This is a genomic window from Ancylobacter crimeensis, from assembly GCF_023016805.1.
Lineage (GTDB): Bacteria > Pseudomonadota > Alphaproteobacteria > Rhizobiales > Xanthobacteraceae > Ancylobacter > Ancylobacter crimeensis.
Genome location: NZ_JALKCH010000003.1, coordinates 373,300 through 388,392 on the forward strand (window position 1 = coordinate 373,300; position 15,093 = coordinate 388,392).

The following is a 15,093-nucleotide window of genomic DNA, read 5'->3' on the forward strand; positions in this document are numbered from 1 at the left end:
CAGGAGTGCCTAGCGGTTTTGCGCGAAGGCGGCGCTGCGCACAGAAAGCCGGCACCGGAGCCGGCGCGCGGACGGAACCACGGGCCAGCGCGGGCCTTATGTCCCGCAGACGGGACCAACAGGAGACGCACATGATCCGGCTGTATTGGGCGCCGCAGAGCCGCTCGCTTCGCGCACTCTGGGTTCTGGAGGAATCCGGATTGCCTTATGTGCGCGAACTCATCGACATCCGCTCCGGCGTTCAGCAGAGCCCGGCCTACCGGCGCATCAACCCGATGATGAAGGTGCCGGCGCTGACGGAAGGCGCGGCGCGGGTGACCGAGTCCGGGGCGATCTGCGCCTATGTCGCCGAGCGCGCACCGGAGGCCGGCCTTGCCCCGCCGCTGGGCGATCCGCGGCGCGGGGACTACCTGCGCTGGCTGTTCTTCTCGCCCGCCTGCATGGAGGGCGCGCTGACCGAAAAGTTCTCCGGCGCCCATATGCCAAGCGCGAGCGTGGGCTGGGGCAGCTTCGAGCGGGTGTTCGACGTGCTGGACGCGGCGCTCGCCAAGGGGCCCTGGCTGCTGGGGGCCGACTTCTCGGCGGCGGACGTGATGATCGGCGCCGACCTCTATTACAGCATGGAGGTGTTCAAGGTGGTGGAGCCGCGCCCAAGCTTCACCGCCTATCTCGATCGCTGCAAGGCGCGCCCGGCGCTGCAGCGGGCGTGGGAAATCGACGCCGCGGGCTAAAGGCCGCTCAATAGACGCTGATCGGGAACCAGCGCAGGTAAAGGTCGGTGTAGAGCCCCTTCTCCCAAAGCTGGCTCAGCGCGTAGTTGATCGACTGCCGCACCAGATCGTTGCCGCTCTTCACCGCGATGGCGAGGCCCTCGCCGAAATAGCGGCTCTCGGTGAAGGGCCCGCCGACAAAGGCGCAGCAGCCTTGCGCCGCCGCGCTGTTCATCCACAGGGCGGATTGCACGCCGTCGGCGAAGACCAGCTCCACCTCGCCGCGCAGCAAAGCGGCGCGCAGCGCGTCCATGTTCGGATAAGGCCGCAACGCCGCATTGGGGAAGAAGCTCTTCAGATAGGCCTCATGCGCCGTGCCCGCGACCACGCCGACCGCGAGGGGGCCGATGGTCTCCGGTGTGATGGCGCCGATGCCGCGTTCGCGCCTGGCGAGGAAACGGGCGGGAGAGCGGAAATAGCGATCGGAAAAGTCGAGCTTCGCCCGGCTCGCCGGGGTCATGGCGATGCCCGCCACCGCTGCATCCGCCTGCCCGTCCTCCAAGGCGGGGATGAGGGCGTCGAAGGGCTTCACCTCAAGCGTGCACTGCACCGCGAGTTCCTGGCAGATGGCGCGGGCGAGATCCACGTCGAATCCCATGACCTGCCCGTCCGCGCCGCGAAACGAGAAGGGCGGAAAATCGTCGGTGGCAATGAAGCGGATCTGGATCAGCGCGCGGCTGGGATCGGGTCGGTCCGGACGGCGCCTCGGATCGAAGAAGCCCGGCAAGGTAATGCGGGTGGCGCCCGGCTTGGCAGCGGTTTCCGCTCCGCGGGACGGCGGGACGGCGAAGGCGAGGAGAAACAGAACGGCCGTTGCGGCAAAAGCGCCACATTGTTTCGAAAACCGACCCGAATACCGCATGCGCACCTCAAAGCCCGGCCGGCGCTTCTTGCCGCGGCCAGTTCCCCTTGTAGCCTCGGAGCGGAACGGGCGCGAGGGTTGTGTGGGCGCATGAGCGTACCGGGGACGGCGGCGATGGCCTTTGGTGGCGAGCGTGCGGACGGCGGGCAGCCCGGCGCGGCGATCCCGCGAACGCGCTGTGTCGAACGTTCCGCGCCCGCGCATGGTTGGGCCCCCGAGCCGTCCCTGCCCGCCGAGATTGCCGGCCTCGCCGGGCGGTTGCCGGCGCAGGAGATCGCCGCCGCGATCGAGCGTGCCGGCCGGCTCAAGGTGGGGGCTGACGAGGTTCTGCTTGCCGCCGGGCGCCTCGCGCCAAACGACATGCTCCATCTCCACGCCCGCCATCTCGGCCTTGCCGTCGCCGATCTCGACGCCATCGGTCCGGAGATCGCGCCGCCCTCCTGGCGCGGGATACGGGCCGCGCTGGCCACGGGGCATCTGCGGCTGGCGAATGGCGACCTCCTCGTCGCCCCGCGCGGCCATGGCGTGCGCCGGCTCGCCGCTGAACTCGCCCGCCTGCCCGGCCTGCGCCGGCGCATCCGCCTGACCAGCCCGGAGCGGCTGCGCGCGCATCTTTTGGCCGCGCGGGCCGACCACTTGGCCGGCTGCGCGGCCTACCGGCTGCACGTCACTCGCCCGGAGCTGTCTGCCGCGGGGCTCGACATCAGCAGGCCGATGCTGGCCGCGGGCGCGCTCCTGCTGGCCGCCCTGCCCTTCCTGATGGGCGCGCTGCCGGACGGACTGCGCCTTGCGCTCGCCGGGCTGATGGCGCTCTTGGTGCTCGGCTGGTCGTCGCTGCGCATCACCGCCTGCGCGACCGAACTGTCGGAACGACCCGCGCCTGCGCTCACCGATGCGGACCTGCCGGTGGTGAGCGTTCTCGCGCCGCTCTACCGCGAGGCGGAGGTCCTGCCGAAGCTCTGCGCTATGCTGGCGCGGCTCGACTACCCTGCGGAGAAACTGGAAATCCTGCTGGTGGTGGAGGCCGACGATCCGCGGACCGCAGCCGCTGCCCGTGCCGCCTGCCGCGACCCGCGCTTTCGCGTTGTGGTGGCGCCGGAGCGCGGGCCCCGCACCAAGCCCAAGGCGCTGAACGCCGCGCTGCCCCATGCCCGCGGCAGCCTGATCAGCATCTATGATGCCGAAGACGAGCCCGAGCCCGACCAGTTGTGCCGCGCCGCGGCGCTGTTCGCCGGGCCGGCCGGGGCGAGCGTCGCCTGCGTGCAGGCGCGGCTCGCCATCGACAACGGCGCGGATAGCTGGATCGCCGACCAATTCGCCGCCGAATATGCCGGCCATTTCCGGCTGATGCTGCCTCTGCTCGCCGATACCGGCCTGCCGGTGCCGCTGGGCGGCACCTCCAACCATTTCCGCCGCGAGGCGCTGGAAGCGGTGGGGGCGTGGGACCCGTTCAACGTCACGGAAGATGCCGATCTCGGCATCCGCCTCGCGCGCGCCGGCTGGCAGACCCGTACCCTCTCATCCACCACCCATGAGGAAGCGACCAGCACGCGGGCCGCCTGGATGCGCCAGCGTACCCGCTGGTACAAGGGCTGGCTGCAGACCGCGCTGGTGCATGGCCGCGATCCGCGTGCGCTGGCGCGCGATCTGGGGGCCGGCGCGGCACTCGGCATCGGCGTGCTGCTGGCGGGCAATTTGCTCGCCGCGCTGATCCATCCCTTCTTCCTCGTCGCGCTGCTCATGGATATCGTCGCGCCGGAGGCGGCGCTGTCACTGAGCGGGGCCATCGCGCGCGCGCTCGGCATCGCGGTGATGGTGGCCGGCTATGGCGCGAGCGCGCTGCTGACGGTCGCGGGGCTGGCCGACCGTGCCGCGGGCCCGGCAAACAGCGGAACCCTTCGCCTGCTCGGTACGCTCGCGCTCACGCCGCTCTACTGGCTGCTGCTGTCGGGGGCGGCATGGCGGGCGGTGTGGCAGCTCGTCTTCTCGCCCTCGACCTGGGAGAAGACCACCCACGGCCTCGCCCGTACCTCGGCGCGGACGAAAAGGCACGGCGCGCCCGTGGACGGGCTAGAGGTAACGACGCAGCTCGGCGGCGCTCTGCTCGACGGGACGCTTGAGATTGAACGGCGCGACGAAATTGCCGTCCTTGTCCATGAGATAGACCACCGCCGTGTGATCCATCGTGTAGTCGCCGCCCTCCGTCGGCACCTTGCGCGCATAGCCCCGATAGGCCTTGAGCGCCGCCGCCGTCTGCTGGGGCGTGCCCGAAAGGCCGAAGATCGACGGATGGAAGCTCGAAATATAGCTCTTCATCACGTCCGGGGTATCCCGTTCCGGGTCAACCGTGATGAACAGCGCCGCGACCTTGCGCGAATCGGGACCGAGCGCGTCGAAGAGCTGGGAGATGTCGGCAAGCGTCGTCGGGCAGATGTCGGGGCAGTGGGTGAAGCCGAAGAACACCAGCATCGGCGTGCCGTGGAAGGTCGTGTCGTTCACCATCCGGCCGTCCTGATCGACAAGCTCGAACGGTCCGCCCACCTGCGTGGCCTGCGCGACCTGTGAGCCGCGATCGGGCAGCAGCGCCAGCGTGGCGGCGAGAATGGCCGCCGCGCCGAGCACGAACAGGGCAAAGACCAGGATGATCCGGCGTTGCGGCATCGGAAGCTCTCCACGCGAAGCGGCGGTGCGGTGTGCGCGGGGGGTTTTGCGTCAGGACACGCGCCGACACAATGGCCGCCGTTGCCTCACCCCCTCACGCTCGCGTCAGCGGCGCTGTCGGGCGGCGCAGGATCGCTAGAAACAGGCCGCCATGCCCGCGGCCAGCAGGTCGAAGAAGACCGCTTCGCCGTGGCGCGCCCACAAGCCGATGGCTGCCGCGACCAGCACGAAGGCGAGCCCGGCCGCCAGCCAGACGACCACCCCCGCCCGCAGCCCGGCCCGTTCGCGCACCACGCCTTCGCTGCGAACGCGCGGCGGAAACTGGGCGGCGGACGGCGTTGCCGTCTCGATTTCGTGGGACACCATAGGCATTCAGCCTCGACAGCGGCGGATCACGGGGGAAAGCATCCGGAAAAAGCAGTTATCCCCAGAACCGGACACGGCGATATGTTAGACGGAAACTTGTAACGTCGCATCATGGGCTTCACTATCGCACCTTCAGGGGCGATCTGCGGAAGGAAGGCATACCGCAGGCACGGGCAGGGGATAAACGCGGCATGAGCGGGTCTGACGCGATCAGCACTCCGCGCAGCGAAAAGAGCGGCTCGGACCGCTCCCGTTCGCCGGCACATCCGTTGAGCCTGGGCGCAGGAGATGCGCGCCGGCGGCTCGACCTTGCGCTCGATTCAATGAGCGAGGCCTTCTGCCTGTTCGACGCCGACGACCGGCTGGTCCTGTATAATCGCCGCTACCTCGAGATGTTTCCCTTCATGAAGGAGTTGGGCGACCTTCACGGCATGCCGTTCCGAAAGATGGTCGCCTTCGCCAGTGAGGAGCCGAGCGTGGTGGCCGAGCCGGAAGGCTTCGTCGAGCTGCGGATGCAGCGCCACAACGAGGCCGACGGCACGCCCCACGATATCGCGTTGTTCAACGGCCGCTGGGCGCGCGTGCGCGAACGTCGCACTCCCGATGGCGGCATCGTCTCCACCTTCACCGACGTCACCGGGCTCAAGCAATCCGAAACCCGGCTCAGCGGCGCCATCGCCGGGCTCGGCGAGGGTTTCGTGCTGATGGATGCCGATCGCACCATCCGCATGACCAACCCCGCCTTCCGGCAGATGATGTCCGCGGCCGGGATGACCGACCCCGATGAGGCAACGCTGGATGACGTGGTGCGTCGCGCCGCGATCGCGGGGGCCTTCGATCTCGCGGACATGTCGGCCGACGAACTGGTCGCCAGCATCCGCGAAGCCGGCGGGCCGGAAGGCGGGCGCCTGGAGCTTCCGCTGGCCGATGGCGGATGCCTGCTGGTCAATCTCCAGCCGGTGGCCGATGGCGGCACGGTGGGCATCTGGACCGATGTGAGCGAGCAGAAGCAGCGCGAGCGTGCGCTGATCGCCGCCGAACGGCAGCTCCAGCAGCAATCGGACGCGCTGAGCGAATTCGCCCAGCTTCTCGCACGGCAGGCCCGCAGCGACAGCCTCACCGGCCTGCCGAACCGCTTTGCGCTGGAAGAGAAACTGGACGCCGCACTGCAGGAGGAACTCTCCGGCATCTGGGTCCTGTTCCTCGACTGCGACCAGTTCCGCACCATCAATGATGTCGCCGGCCACGCGACGGGCGATGGCGTGCTGCGGGAATTCGCCCACTTCCTGCGCGGGCACATCCATCCAGAGGATCTGCTGGTGCGGCTCGGCGGCGATGAATTCGCGGTGCTGATCACCGAGGTGGACGAGGCGGAAGCGCTCCAGATCGCGACCGGCCTGATCGCGGACACCCGCAGCCACCGCTTCACCTTCGCCGCGCGCAGCTTCACGCTCGGGCTCAGCATCGGCATGGTGACGCCCGGACCCGGTGTTTCCACCGTCTCGGATCTGCTCGCGGCGGCGGATACCTCCTGCTACCTCGCCAAGGAAGCCGGGCGCGGACGCATCCACATGTACCGCCGGGATGCGCCGGAATCCGATCGCGAGACCCTGGACTGGGCCGAGAAGATCCGCCTCGCGCTGGAGGAGGACCGCTTCGCGCTGCAGTTGCAGGCGATCGGCGACGGCGAGGCGGTCGTCGGCTACGAGGCGCTGATCCGGCTGGTGGACGAGCAGGGCCGCATCCGCAGCCCGGCCAATTTCCTGCCCGCAGCCCGGCGCGTGGGACTGATGGACCGGATCGACGAGTGGGTCTGCAAGAAGGCCGTGTTCTATGCCGGCATTCTCGCCGCGCGGCCGGGACCCCAGCCCTACATCTCGATGAATTTCGGCTCCCGCGCCCTCACCGACCCGCTGTTTCAGGCCTTCATGATCGCCGAGATCGATGCGCATCCCGGTGTCGGGCGCACGCTCAGGGTCGAGATCACCGAGACCGACGAGATCAACGACGCCGCCGCGCTGGACGCCTTCCTCGGGCGGCTGCGGACGCGCGGCATCCGGCTGTATCTCGACGATTTCGGCAGCGGCTACAATTCCTTCGACCTGCTCAAGCAGCTCAGCGTCGACGGCATCAAGATCGACTGGACCGTGACGCACGATCTGCTCAAGGACCCGATCGACGAGGCACTGATCCGTGCCGCGGTCTCGATCGCCGACTCCCTCGGTCTCGAATTCGTGGCCGAGGGCGTGGAGGCCGAGCCGGAGCTTGCCCGCCTCAAGATTCTGGGGGTGAAGCTGTTCCAGGGTCACTACTTCCACCGCGCCGAGCCCGCTCCCGACGTTCTGGGAATTCCTGCCCACCTCGCCGAGGGCTGATCCGGCCTTCTCGCGCTTGCCAACTTTTTCGCGCCTGCCGCGTTGTCCCCGGCGAGCCCAGGAGGACGAACCGGCGTGCTGGACCGAACCCGTGACCTTTCCGACCCGCGCCGCGGCGCATCCGGCGCCTCCTCCATGCCGTCGACCGATCTTCGTTCCGATGCGCCTTTCCTTCTCGAACCCGGCCGCAATGTCTGGCGCGCTGCCATGGCGCGGCGGGCGGCGGCCCTCATTGATGGCGGCTCCTATTTCGGCGCGCTGCGTGCGGCCATGCTCAAGGTCGAGCACTCGATCCATATCGTGGGCTGGGATCTCGACAGCCGTACCCGGCTGGTCGGCTGTTCCGGCAGCGCCGAGGACGGGTTGCCGGAAACCCTCGGCGCCTTCCTGAGCGCGCTCGTGAAGCGCCGGCCGAAGCTGCGCATCCGGCTGCTGCTGTGGGACTATTCCATGGTGTTCGCCCTGCAGCGCGAATTGGCGCCGGTCTATTCGTTTCTCTGGCGCACGCCCGAGCAGATCGAGATCTGCCTCGACGACGTGCTGCCGGTCGGCGCCTCGCATCACCAGAAAATGGTGATCATCGACGAGCGCCTCGCCTTTACCGGCGGGCTCGACCTCACCTCGCGCCGCTGGGACCGTTGCGAGCACCGTGTGAACGACCCGCGCCGCGCCGACCCCGCGGGCGCGCTCTACCCGCCCTTCCACGACGTGCAGGCGGTGGTGGACGGCGAGGCGGCGGCCGCGCTCGGGGAGATCGTGCGCCTGCGCTGGCGTCGCGCCGCCTGCGAAACCCTGCCGGTGCGCACGCCCGCGCGTCGTGGCCCGGCCGTGGACCTCTGGCCGGACGGCGTCGAGCCCGATCTCACCGATGTCGCCGTGGGCATCGCCCGCACCATGCCGCGCTTCGCGGGCGAGGCGGCGGTGGACGAGGTGCACCACCTGTTCGCCGACATGGTCGGTGCGGCGGAGCGGCTGGTCTATATCGAGAACCAGTTCGTCACCCATGCCGCCACCGCCGAGCGCCTTGCCGCCCGGATGCGCGAGCGGGCGGCGCTCGAGGCGCTCATCGTATGCCCACGCTCTTATGATGGCTGGCTGGAGCGCCGGGTGATGGTGGCGGGGCGCCTGCGCTTCATGAACATTCTCGAAGACGCCGGCGTGGCGGAGCGGGTGCGCCTGCTCTACCCGCAATCGCGCGCCGACGACGCCGCCGTGCCGGTCATGGTCCACGCCAAGGTGCTGGCGGTGGACGACGCGCTGCTGCGCATCGGCTCGGCCAATCTGTGCAATCGTTCCATGGGCCTCGACAGCGAATGCGACATCGTGTTCGCCGCGCCTGACGGTCCGGCCGGGGACGTGTCGCGCGCGGGCATCGCCGCGATCCGCGACCGGCTGATCGGCGAGCACAGTGGCATCGATCCCGCGCGGATCGGCGCGCATCTTTCGAGCGGCCGTCCCCTGCTGCCGCTGATCGATGCCGAGCCGGGCGAGCGCCGCCGCCTGCTTGCCGTGGAGGACGCCATCTCCGGCATCGCGCCGACCGAAGCCGCGCTGGACGCCGTGGCCGACCCTATCGAGCCGTTCGACGAGGACGAGGCCCAGGCCGACGCCCGAAACGCCCCACGCTCGCGCCGGATCGGTCTGGGCGCCGTGCTGAAGGCGGTGGTGCTGCTCTGCGCGATCCTCATCGTCAGCTATGTGTGGCAGATGTCGCCGCTCGGAAATACCGACCAGATCATGAACGCCATCGACGCCATTTCCGACCGGCCCTGGGCCCCGCTCGCGGTGGTGGCGCTCTTTCTGGTGGCGGAATGCGTGATCTTCCCGGTCACGCTGCTGATCTTCGCCACCATAGCAGTGTTCGGCGGCTGGCAGGGCTTCCTCTTCGCGCTGATGGGCGCGCTGGCGAGCGCAGCCGTCTCCTATGGCGTCGGACGGCGGCTCGGCTCGCGGCCGCTGCGACGGGTCATCGGTCCGCGCATCAACCGCATCCGCCGGGCGCTGGGGCGCAGTGGCATCGTGACGATGGCATCCGTCCGGCTGGTGCCGCTGGCACCCTTCACCTTCGTCAATCTCGTCGCCGGGGCGATAGGGCTGCGTTTCATCGATTTCATCGCCGGCACCGCGCTCGGCCTGATGCCGGGCCTCATCGTCATGTCGGCGCTGGGCAACCAGATCTCGGCACTGTTCCACGACCCCAGCCTCGGGGGCATCCTCGCGCTGGCCGGCTTCGTGCTGCTGTGGGTGGGCCTCGGCGTCGGGCTGCAACTCCTCATCACCCGCTACCGGACGGTGGACGGATGACGGCGCCCGGCGACGCGCCGCTCGGGCCCGCGCCCGGAGCGCTGCGGGTGATGAGCTGGAACCTGCATGGCGGCATCGGCCCCGACCGGCGCTTCGACCTCGAGCGTATCTGCCGGCTGATCGCCCGGCATCGGCCGGACATCCTCGCCCTGCAGGAGCTCGATACCCGCGGCCGCCCGGCCGAATGCCTCGCCCCGCTCGCCTGCCTTACCGGACCCGGCCGTCACCAGGCGCAGGCGCGTACCATCATCACCGGGGATGGCGATTACGGCCACGCCCTGTTCAGCCGCTGGCCGTTTCGCCGCATTGAGCTGCACGACCTCTCGCACCGCAGGCACGAGCCTCGCGCGGCAATCGAGGCGGAAATCGTGGTCGGCGGGGTCGCCGTGCATCTCGTGGCCGCCCATCTCGGCCTCGACATTGGCGAGCGTTGGCGGCAAGCGCGCCGGCTGGCCTCGCTGGCCGCGGCACCCTGGGCCGACAGCACGCTGATGCTGGGCGATTTCAACGACTGGTTCCCCTTCGGCTCGGTGCGCCGGACGCTGGCCGCGAGCCTGCCGGTGCGAACCCGTCTGCGCACCTTCCCCGCCCCGCTGCCGCTCATGAAGCTCGACCGGGTCTATGCCAACACCCCGATCCTCGCCGCCTGGACCGACCCGGCCGCGCGCCGCTGCTCCGACCACCTGCCGGTGATCGCGGACATCGCCCTGCGCGTAACCGTGCCGGTGGAGGAGCTGGAGGATACCGTCGCGCCCGCTATGCTGACCGATGGACTGATGCCCGCCGCTCCGGCCGTGCCGGCCGGGTAAGGAGGACCGATGAGCGAGCCCGCATCCGCCCGCCCGCTGCCGCGCACCGAGGTGCGCCGAGAGATACGCGCCGAGATACGTGCCGAAATACGTGCGATGTGCGCCATCGGCCGGCGCGGCCAGCTCGGGCTCGACGGGCAATTGCCGTGGGAAGGCCGGCCGGAGCCGATCTTCATCGCCGATCCGGCACGCTTCTTCGATCTCACCCGCGGGCATGTGCTGATCGCCGGCCCCGCCACCCGCGCCTCCTTCCCCGCTTTCGCATGGGATCACCGCGAGATCGTGGAGATCCGCTCGCACGAGGATCCCGCCGCGGTGCTGGCGCGGTTTCCCGGCCGGGTCGTCTATGTATGCGGTGGCCCCGCGGTGTGGCGTGCCTATGCGCCCTTCATCGAATATTGGGACATCACCCGCCTGCCCTATGACGGCGAGGCCGACCGCTGGTTCGACCCGGCCTGGCTGGTCGCCGGGCCGCCTGCGCGAAGCTGAACCTTCCCCATCGCGACATCGTGATACCGCCCGCGGCACCGGCCCGGCGAGCGCGCGCGAGCGGTCGCAATCCCTTGCACCGCGTCGCGTGCGTACGCGCCGAGAGCGTCCCGCATTCGCCCTCTTGCGCTCGTGATCGCCGATGAGGGGGTGATGGGGTGACCGCTCCTTAACCGGACGTTAAAACCCGCCGCACAGTTTCCGCAAGGACTGCAATTGAGGAGAGCCATTCCACGATGATCCGCACGATATCCGTCACCCTTGTCACAATGATTCTCGGTGCAGGCGCCGCCTCCGCCGCAGGCGTTGCCACCATGGGCCAGTTCAAGAACTGGGGAACCTATTCCTACAAGGATGGCAACGTCGTGCGCTGCTTCACCAATAGCCTGCCCATCGCGACAAAACCGGACCAGCTCGATCACGGCGATGTGCTCTTCTTCCTCAAGGCTGGAAAGAAGGGCGAGCCGCGCACCGAGGCGAGCTTCAAGGCCGGCTACCAGTTCGCCGCCGGCTCAAAGGTGATGGTGAGCATCGGCGAGAATTCCTTCGTCATGATCACCGACGGCAATGCGGCCTGGCTGCGCCGCACCGAGCGCGAGCCCGAACTGCTCGCCGCCATGCAGGGCGGCAGCACCATGGCGGTGAGCGCGACCTCGGCCCGCGGCAACGACACCAGCTACGTCTTCTCGCTCGACGGGATAACGGCGGCGAGCACGCAGATCCTCAGCCAATGCCGCTGACCTCGCGGGCGCGCGGCACCGCCCGAGGCTGGACGGCGCTCGGCCTAGCCGGGCTGTTGACGCTGGCGCCGCAGGCGATGGGAACCACGCAGGCGCGGACCAATGATCCCGCGCCCCTGCCCTATTTCGCCTCGCTGAAGCGCACCACCACCAATGTGAGGGTCGGGCCGGGGCTCGATTATCCGATCGTGTGGGTCTTCACCCGACCGGCCCTGCCGGTCGAGGTGATGAACCGCTACGGCAACTGGCGCCGTATCCGCGACAGCGGCGGCGAGCTCGGCTGGGTGCACGGTGCCATGCTCTCCAGCCGCCGCACCGCACTGGTGCAGGCCCGTGGCGGCCGCAACGTCGCCCTGCGAACCGGCCCCGACGCCGCCGCACCGATCCGCGCCTTGCTGGAACCCGAGGTGCTGGTGACCCCGCTCGCCTGCCGCACCTCATGGTGCCGTGTCGAGGTGAAGGGCCATGGCGTCGCCGGCTACATGCCGCAGGCGCGGCTCTGGGGCGTCTATCCCGACGAGATCCTTTAGGGCCTCCCACCGAGCAAGTTCTATCCATTCAAATAAGGGGCGGGGTTGAGCGGGGAAGACCGGAGGTCGGCAGGACCGTGTCGTGCGTCCCGCGAACAGCGTCGAAACGATCCAGCAGCCGGCTCGCATCGCTCCGGCTCCAGGCCGCCGTGTCGGTGCTCAACAGAACGCCTTGAAGCGAGCCGATCTCAGCGTCGGCGGCAGGGCGCTTGGTGGCCGGCAGCAACGTCCTCCGCACGGAAAACGCCCGGCACCCGCTTCAGCCACAGCGCACGCCAGGTGAGGAGGCGCGGTGCGGGAACACCCCGCCCGCCATCTCCATGCTCGGGCGGGACGGCCACCTTGCGCGCATCACCTGCGAGAAATGGCGGCCACACGCCGGATGATGAGCTTCTCGAGTTCGACGACCAGGAAGAAAACGACACCGCCGCCGATGAGCCACGGCCAGATCCAGAGCGGCAGCGACTCGTTACCGAAGATCGCGTGGAAGGGAGCGGTGTAGGTGAAGAGAAGCTGGAGCACGACCACGGCCCCGATGCCGTAGAGGAGGTAGGGGTTGCCGGCATGGGCGCGAAGCGATAGCGACGAGTCGACCAGGAAGCGGCTGTTGAGCAGATAGAAGATCTGGCCGATGGCGATGGTGTTGACGGCAGCGGTGCGCGCCATGCCGTCCGAGGCACCCTGGGCCTTCCTGAGGGCGAAGGCGGCAAGCGTGTAGATGACGAGGGCCGCGCCTACGAACAGGATGCGCCAGAGCCCGAAGCCGGTGACGATCGGCTGGGCGGTGGGGCGCGGGGGGCGCAGCATTACGTCGCGCTCATGCGGCTCGAAGGCGATGACGAGGCCAAGCGCCACCGAGGTCACCATGTTGATCCACAGCACCTGGGGCGCCGTGATCGGCAGAGTGAAGGCGAACAGGATGGCGATGGCGATGACCGCTCCCTGCGCGACATTGGTCGGCAGCATGAACAGCAGCGCCTTCTCGATATTGTTGTAGACGGTGCGGCCTTCCTTCACCGCGGCCGAGATCGAGGCGAAATTGTCGTCCGCCAGGATCATGCCGGCCGCCTCCTTCGTCACCTCCGTGCCCTTGATGCCCATCGCGACCCCGATATCGGCCTTCTTCAAAGCCGGCGCGTCATTGACGCCGTCGCCGGTCATGGCGACGATCTGCCCGTTGTTCTGGATCGCCTTGACCAGCCGGAGCTTGTGTTCGGGGCTGGCGCGGGCGAAGACGTCGACGTCGCGCACGCAGTCCTGCAGCTCGGCGTCGTTCATCGCCTCGATTTCCGTACCGGCCACGGCCGTCGTGCCGTCGCCGATGCCGAGCATCCGGGCAATGGCCGCGGCGGTGATCTTGTGGTCGCCGGTGATCATGGTGACCCGGATTCCGCCGGCGTGACATTCGCTGACGGCCTCGATCGCCTCGGCACGCGGCGGATCCATGAGGCCGACCAATCCCAGGGCGACGAGATTTTTCGGCAGGTCAGCCGCGCTCAGATGTCCCGCCTGGAGCCCGGGCGAGGGAAGCCACGCCAGCCCCAGAACGCGCTCGCCCCGGGCGGCGAGCCGGTCGCCGGCCTGCGCGAAATGCGCGCGATCGATGGGCACGGTGTCGCCGCTCTCCATTTGCTGACGGTCGCAATGCTCGAGCACGACCTCGGGGGCACCCTTGACCAGCAATATCTCCTTGCCGTCTGTCAGGCGGTGCAGGGTCGCCATGAACTTGTGCTCGGATTCGAACGGAATGGCGTCGATGCGGGGGGTGGCGGCGCTTTCCGCGGCACGGTCCATGCCGAGCTTCGCGGCGAAGGGAAAGAGGGCTCCCTCGGTCGGGTCGCCCTCGACCTTCCACCTGCCGTCCACCCCGAACAGTTCCGCGTCGTTGCAGAGCAGCGACACGAGGCCCATCCGCTCGAGCGTCGGATCCCTGCCGGCCTTGCTGCCGTTCCGCGTCACCTCGCCCTCGGGCGCGTAGCCGTTGCCGCTGACCTCATAATCCGCATCGGACGTGACCACGGAGGTCACCATCATTTCCATCAGCGTCAGCGTGCCGGTCTTGTCCGAGCAGATGCGCGAAACTGACCCGAGCGTCTCGACCGCGGGCAAGCGGCGGATGATGGCGTTGCGCTGGGCCATGCGCTGCACGCCGATCGCCAGCGTGATGGTGATCAAGGCGGGCAGGCCCTCGGGGATCAGCGACACCGCGATCCCGACCACGGCCTGGAACAGCTCGATGAAGCTCATATGGCCGAGCCAGCGGCCCCACATGAACAGGAGCACGCTGATCACGCCGATGGCCGCGGTGATGACGTAGCCGAACGCCTTGATCTGCCGCAGCAGCGGCGTCTCCAGCACGCTCACCTCGGCCAGCATCCGGTTGATCCGGCCGAGTTCCGTCGCGGCGCCGGTCGCGACGACCATACCGGTGGCGCGGCCGGAAACCACCATTGTGCCCGAGAAGCCCATATTGTGGCGATCACCGATCGTCGCCTTGGCCGGAACCGGGTCCGCGGTCTTCTCGGATGGAACCGACTCGCCGGTCAGCGCCGCCTCTTCGGTGCGCAGGTTTTTCGCCTCGACCAGGCGGATATCGGCGGGAATCCGGTCGCCCGATTCGAGCAGCACGATGTCGCCGGGCACAAGGGCCTCGGCGGGCAGCATGCGTGTCTCGCCGCCGCGCAGCACACGCGCTTCCGACGACAGCATGTTGCGGATCGAATCGAGCGCCTTTTCCGCCTTGCCTTCCTGGATGAAGCCGAGCACCGCGTTGAGGATCACGACAGCGAAGATGATGGAGGCGTCGAGCCAGAGACCGAGCATCAGCTTGACGAAGCCGGCGGCGAGGAGAACGTAGATCAGGATGTTGTTGAACTGCGACAGCAATCGCAGGAACGGCCCCTGCCGCTTGCCGGCCGGCAGGCGATTGGGGCCGAATGTCTGAAGTCGGGCGTCTGCCTCGGAGGGAGAGAGGCCGCTTCGGAAATCGCTGGCAAGATCGTTCAGCGCGTCTTCCGCCGACACGGCGTGCCAGATCGGGGTGGCATCCTGCGGCGCCGCAGCCTTGCCGGTACTCATGTCCTGTCTCCTCCCGCTTGTCTTGCTGCCACGCGCCAGCCGCCACAGCCGTCGCGCCGAAGCCTTGGCGCCGCGACGACCGCTGCCCTTGGTGGGCGTGCTTTCCGCT

Annotated in this window: 11 protein-coding genes and 1 pseudogene; 8 read left to right on the forward strand and 4 right to left on the reverse strand. The window is 68.8% G+C overall.

The features are described 5' to 3' along the window. Window positions 1-131: 131 nt before the first annotated feature. Entirely contained in the window at window positions 132-731 is a 600-nt protein-coding gene (locus tag MWN34_RS05975; protein WP_247027540.1) for a glutathione S-transferase family protein, read from the forward strand. A 7-nt stretch (window positions 732-738) separates the two neighbouring features. Here the strand turns inward: MWN34_RS05975 and MWN34_RS05980 are convergent, their stop codons facing one another. After that, window positions 739-1,632, reverse strand: coding sequence for a transporter substrate-binding domain-containing protein (locus MWN34_RS05980; protein ID WP_247027542.1), 894 nt, complete (start codon window positions 1,630-1,632; stop codon window positions 739-741). Between the two features lie 804 nt (window positions 1,633-2,436). Here MWN34_RS05980 and MWN34_RS05985 point away from each other — a divergent pair. Then, window positions 2,437-3,360, forward strand: a pseudogene (locus MWN34_RS05985) (glycosyltransferase); the annotation flags it as partial. A 342-nt stretch (window positions 3,361-3,702) separates the two neighbouring features. On the opposite strand, the gene MWN34_RS05990 reads toward MWN34_RS05985, so the two are convergent. Together MWN34_RS05990 and MWN34_RS05995 are read right to left on the reverse strand one after the other, a co-directional pair. Next, window positions 3,703-4,293: an SCO family protein gene (locus tag MWN34_RS05990; protein ID WP_247027654.1), complete on the reverse strand. Its 591-nt coding sequence runs from the start codon at window positions 4,291-4,293 to the stop codon at window positions 3,703-3,705. 135 nt (window positions 4,294-4,428) lie between these two features. Next, the gene (locus MWN34_RS05995; RefSeq protein ID WP_247027543.1) at window positions 4,429-4,659 is read right to left on the reverse strand and encodes a hypothetical protein; all 231 of its coding nucleotides are present in this window, start codon (window positions 4,657-4,659) and stop codon (window positions 4,429-4,431) included. Between the two features lie 191 nt (window positions 4,660-4,850). On the opposite strand from MWN34_RS05995, the gene MWN34_RS06000 reads away from it, so the two are divergent. From MWN34_RS06000 to MWN34_RS06025, 6 genes are all read left to right on the forward strand, one after another. After that, window positions 4,851-7,034, forward strand: a complete 2,184-nt coding sequence (locus MWN34_RS06000) for a putative bifunctional diguanylate cyclase/phosphodiesterase (RefSeq protein WP_247027545.1) — start codon at window positions 4,851-4,853, stop codon at window positions 7,032-7,034. Window positions 7,035-7,109: 75 nt separating this feature from the next. Then, a complete protein-coding gene (locus MWN34_RS06005; RefSeq protein ID WP_247027547.1) occupies window positions 7,110-9,338 on the forward strand; it encodes a VTT domain-containing protein in 2,229 nt (742 codons plus the stop codon). Beyond that, window positions 9,335-10,147 carry an endonuclease/exonuclease/phosphatase family protein gene (locus tag MWN34_RS06010; protein WP_247027549.1) on the forward strand — a complete coding sequence of 271 codons (813 nt, stop codon included), beginning with the start codon at window positions 9,335-9,337 and terminating at the stop codon, window positions 10,145-10,147. Before MWN34_RS06005 ends, MWN34_RS06010 begins: the two co-directional genes overlap by 4 nt. A gap of 96 nt (window positions 10,148-10,243) precedes the next feature. Next, complete coding sequence (locus tag MWN34_RS06015) at window positions 10,244-10,636, forward strand: dihydrofolate reductase family protein (RefSeq protein WP_247027656.1); 393 nt, start codon at window positions 10,244-10,246, stop codon at window positions 10,634-10,636. Window positions 10,637-10,872: 236 nt separating this feature from the next. After that, on the forward strand, window positions 10,873-11,376 hold the full coding sequence (locus MWN34_RS06020; RefSeq protein ID WP_247027551.1) for an invasion associated locus B family protein: 504 nt from the start codon (window positions 10,873-10,875) through the stop codon (window positions 11,374-11,376). Then, window positions 11,367-11,906, forward strand: coding sequence for an SH3 domain-containing protein (locus MWN34_RS06025; RefSeq protein WP_247027553.1), 540 nt, complete (start codon window positions 11,367-11,369; stop codon window positions 11,904-11,906). The genes MWN34_RS06020 and MWN34_RS06025 overlap by 10 nt, the downstream gene beginning before the upstream one ends. Window positions 11,907-12,257: 351 nt before the next feature. Here MWN34_RS06025 and MWN34_RS06030 read toward each other — a convergent pair whose 3' ends face one another. Next, entirely contained in the window at window positions 12,258-14,984 is a 2,727-nt protein-coding gene (locus MWN34_RS06030; protein WP_247027555.1) for a cation-translocating P-type ATPase, read from the reverse strand. Window positions 14,985-15,093: the final 109 nt, after the last annotated feature.